Origin of the sequence: Kitasatospora sp. NPDC007106 (genome assembly GCF_040634455.1) — a bacterium.
GTDB lineage: Bacteria > Actinomycetota > Actinomycetes > Streptomycetales > Streptomycetaceae > Kitasatospora > Kitasatospora arboriphila.
This window is the reverse complement of sequence record NZ_JBEYFP010000740.1, coordinates 1-2,857: the sequence shown is the minus strand read 5'-3', so window position 1 is coordinate 2,857 and position 2,857 is coordinate 1. Positions and strand designations below refer to the sequence as shown.

1 protein-coding gene and 1 pseudogene are annotated in these 2,857 nt (G+C 74.7%); one reads left to right on the top strand and one right to left on the bottom strand.

Annotation, left to right across the window (positions count from 1 at the left end; genetic code table 11):
* A partial coding sequence (locus ABZ641_RS31650) for an AAA family ATPase (protein ID WP_359987378.1) occupies window positions 1-2,198 on the top strand: 2,198 nt, incomplete at its 5' end.
* Between the two features lie 574 nt (window positions 2,199-2,772).
* Here the strand turns inward: ABZ641_RS31650 and fecE are convergent.
* Window positions 2,773-2,857 (bottom strand): annotated as a pseudogene (gene fecE, locus ABZ641_RS31645) (Fe(3+) dicitrate ABC transporter ATP-binding protein FecE); the annotation flags it as partial.

The window sequence follows — 2,857 nt, the reverse complement described above, 5'->3', positions numbered from 1 at the left end:
GCGAGCCGCGCTCGTTCCGCGCGGTGCAGCGGGTCACCCTGCCGTGGGCCGGCTACGTGCCCTACGCGCCCTACCTCGCCGGACGGGTGCCGCCGGAGGTGTTCAAGGGCCGCGACACCGAGAAGAGCGCCATCATGGGCCGGGAGGGCAGCCTGTTCCTCTACGGCGGACGGCAGTTGGGCAAGTCCTCGCTGCTGCGGCAGGTGGTGGACACCTTCGAGCGGGACAACCGCGAGGACCACGTGGCGGTCTACATCGACCTGCGCACGGCGGACATCGGGCACGCCGAGCCGCCGGAGCGGATCTGGGGCGTGCTCGCGGCCGAGCTGAAGCGGCGCGGCCTGCTCGGGCCGCGGCTGTCCGAGCGGGCGGACGGCGACACCATAGCCGCGCACATCCGGCAGTGGATCGCGGACAAGCCGACCCGTCGCGTCCTGGTCCTGGCGGACGAGGCGGACGCCTTCCTGAACGCCGACGCGCGGCCGGTGTACACCGAGGGCGGGCAGTCCACGTTCCGCACGGTGATGCGGCTGCAGCAGCTCATGCAGGACACCAACCGCGCGTTCAAGGTGGTGTTCGCCGGTCTGCACCAGGTGCAGCGCTTCAACCGGCTCACCAACGTGATCACCGCGCACGGCGGTCCCGGCATCCTGGTCGGTCCGCTGGTGCCGAAGTCGGCCGTCGAGCTGGTGGTCGAGCCGCTGGCCGCCGTCGGCCTGTTCTTCGAGTCCCCCGACCTGGTGTGGCGCATCCTCGCCCTCACCAACTACCAGGCGAACCTGGTGCAGATCTTCTGCGAGGGGCTCGTGGTGGAGATGCAGGAGCGCGCGCTGGCCGCCGACGGCAGCCGCCCTCGCATCACCGAGGCGGACGTCCAGAAGGTGACGGCGTCGCAGGGGATCCAGCACCAGATCAAGGACCGCCTGCGGCTGACCATCAACCTGGAGGACCGCTACCGGGTCCTGACCCTGATCCTCGCCCTGCGCAGCCTGCGCGACGGCTGCGCCCGCGGCTACACCCCGCAGGAGCTGCTGGAGGAGGCCCGCGCGGTGTGGCCGGAGGGTTTCCCGCCGCAGGACGGGGTCAACGAGGTCCGCATCGACCTGGTCGAGATGGAGGGACTCGGCCTGGTGATCCAGCTGCAGGGCGGCCGGGCGTTCGCGATGCGCAGCCCGAACGTCGTCAACATGCTCGGCACGTACGAGGAGCTGGACGCGGAGCTGCAGACGACGGAGTTCAGCCAGCCGTACGACTACAACCCGCGGGTGGCCCGCCGCTCGCTGGGCGTGGACCGGGAGCAGATCGCCCGGACGAGCCCGCTCACCGACGACCAGTGGCACGAGGCGCTGTCGGCGGGGACGGCGGTCGTCGCGGCCTCGCCGGCCATGGGCAGCGACCTGATCGACCGGGCGGCGCGGCTCCACATCGGCGCGAGCCGCAAGGTGCTGACCTACCGGGCCTCGGACGACCTGGTCAAGGCGATCACCGAGCACACCAGGCTGCGCACCCCGCACATGCTGATCGTCGACCTGCGCGGCGAGAGCCTCGCCCGCGTGCAGGAGACGGTGGAGCGGCTCACCGCGTACACCGGCGCGATCGGCCAGGAGCGCCCGGTGGCCGACGCGGACGGCGCGGAGGTGCCCCGGCGCCGCGCGCTGGTCGTGACCGATCCGCTGCCGTCGTCGGCGCTGGCAGGCCGGGGCGCGGCCGTGGTGCGGCCGAAGCGGTGGAACGCGACCAGCGTCCGGGCGTGGCCCGAGTCGCCGTTCCTCTCGGCCGAGGAGCGGCGCAACCTGGTCGAGGCCACCGGCGGCTGGCCCGGGCACGTCGAGCGCGTCATGTCGGCGGTCCGCGGCGGGCGGACCCGTGACGCCGCGCTCACCTCGGTCCGGCTGGACGGGCCGGAGTCCGCGGCCACCCACCTCCGGCGCGCCGGGCTCGACCGGGACCTCACGGCCCGGCTCTGCCAGTGGGCCGAGGTGTTCACCGCCGAGGAGCACCGCAACGGCCTGGCCACCGCCACGCCGCAGGACCTGTCGATCGTCCTGGAGACCGGCATCGACGAGGCCGAGGAGCTGCTGGGGCAGCTGGAGCACCTCGGCGTGCTGGACGAGCGCCCGGGCGGGGTGACCGTCGACCCGGTGACGTTCCGCGCGCTCAAGACGCTGCAGGAGGCCGGGGAAGGCGGTCTCGGGTGATCGACGACGCGGCCGTCCGGCCCACCGCGGCGGACCTCCTGCGGCTGCCGGGGCCGCGTCGGCACCTCGCGCGGGTCGCCGCCGACCTGGCCTCCGGCCTGGGCTGCCTGTGGCTGCTGCCCGGCCACGAGGTGGAGCGCGGCCGGGCCGACCTGTACCTCGACCGGCTGCTCGCCGACCTCGACGACGTGGTCGAGGTGCCGGGCCCCGGCGGCGGCCGGGCGGCGCGGGCCGACGGGCCGGCGGAACGGGCCGACGAGGAGCTCTGGCCGGGCGTCGACGCCTTCGGGGACGTCGGCTTCGACTACGACGACGGCCTCGGGGGCTGGACGGCGCCCGCGGCACCCGCGCCGGCCCCGCCGCTCGGGACGCCGAGCCTCACGGAGCGCCTCGCCGGGCAGCTCGGGCTCGTCGGCGACCCGGTCGAGGAACTCGTCGACGGCGCGGACCTGCGCGCCCCCGTGGTGATCGTCCGCGCCTGGCGGGAGGACGACCCGGTGGCGCTCTCCCGCCTGATGCGCCGTCTGCAGGCCGCCGTGAAGAACGCGGGCCTCCCGCCGGCCCGGCGGCCCCGGCTCTTGCCGCAGGCGTTGGGGCCGACGACGACGGTGAACGACCGGTCGGGGACGGCGACGGTCAGGCCCTCGGCGATGGTGCGC